Source organism: Acidiphilium sp. 20-67-58 (assembly GCF_002255515.1).
Lineage (GTDB): Bacteria > Pseudomonadota > Alphaproteobacteria > Acetobacterales > Acetobacteraceae > Acidiphilium.
The window spans coordinates 1-1207 of sequence record NZ_NCAS01000104.1 but is presented as its reverse complement, the minus strand read 5'-3'; the positions used below and the strand labels follow the sequence as shown (position 1 = coordinate 1207).

The following is a 1207-nucleotide window of genomic DNA, read 5'->3' as shown; positions in this document are numbered from 1 at the left end:
GAACCGATTCGCTGGGGCGCGCCATCAGCAATGCGTACCCTCATGGCGGCAAAGCGGGCTGTCAGACGCCCCTTTGTTCCCTTGCGCCAACCGAGCTGCGCCACCGGCGGGCAGCGCGGGTTTGATGCCGGAAAGAAGATCAAGGGGCGCAAGCGCCACATCATCACCGATACAATCGGCCACCTCGCCGGCGCCGTCGTTCATCATGCCGGCATTCAGGATCGGGATGGGGCGCCCGACGTGCTCAAATCGGTCAAATCCCTGTATCCTTGGTTGCGGCACGGATTCGCCGACGGCGGCTATGCCGGTCCCAAACTCAATGGACACCTCGCCAAAATCGGCAAATGGATCATACAGATCGTCAAACGCTCCGACACCGCCGGCGGGTTGTTTGATCGCGACTGACCTGTCAACTCCTTTCTTGCAGCTTGCTGCATCATCGCCGGATCTTGGTTGTTTCCGGGGTCGACCCTCGTTGGTCGCCGCAACATGCTTTTCGAAGGCGAGGCCCACCATGTCGAGAGCGCGGTCCGGATAGTCCGGCAGCAAGACCCAACTCGGGGTAGCCTCGTCGCGTCCGGCGAGGACGCCTGCGTCCGCCTGAGGGGCGGATTCAGTAAACTGGCGAAACCGTCAGGCGGCTCGGGCCTTGGGTGTTGCGCCGTGCCAAGCTGTAGCGCGACAATCAGGATGAGAAGCGCGACGATCAGGATGAGAAAGTGATCGCGACCTCGGAACGTTAATCGGATTGGTTTGATGCTGGCAAGCGGGTTTCGGCGACTTGATTGTCGTGGCGCGACAATCTGCCGTTTTCGGTGATTGTCGCTCGTGTGGGTGGGCGTCCTGGTCCGGTTCGTCGTTGGATGGCGGTTTTGCGGCGATAGCTTTCGACGTTCATCTCGAAGATGGTGGCGTGGTGGACGAGGCGGTCAACGGCGGCGAGTGTCATGGCGGGATCGGGGAACACCTTTCCCCACTCGCCGAAGGGCTGGTTGGCGGTGATCATCAGGGACCGGCGCTCGTAGCGTGTGCTGATGAGTTCGAAGAGGACTGAGGTTTCGGCCTGATCCTTGGTGACGTAAGCGAGGTCGTCGAGGATCAGCAGGTGGAATTTGTCGAGCTTGGCGATGGTGGCCTCGAGGGCGAGTTCGCGACGTGCGATCTGGAGCTTCTGGACGAGGTCGGAGGTGCGGGTGAACAGCACGCG

1 protein-coding gene and 1 pseudogene are annotated in these 1207 nt (G+C 61.4%); one reads left to right on the top strand and one right to left on the bottom strand.

The window, feature by feature from the left end; all coding sequences use genetic code 11:
* Positions 1-105 precede the first annotated feature (105 nt).
* Positions 106-387, top strand: a pseudogene (locus B7Z76_RS16160) (transposase); the annotation flags it as partial.
* A 352-nt stretch (positions 388-739) separates the two neighbouring features.
* Here B7Z76_RS16160 and B7Z76_RS16155 read toward each other — a convergent pair.
* Positions 740-1207 (bottom strand): ATP-binding protein (locus B7Z76_RS16155; protein WP_291345286.1); only part of this gene is annotated, 468 nt, incomplete at its 5' end.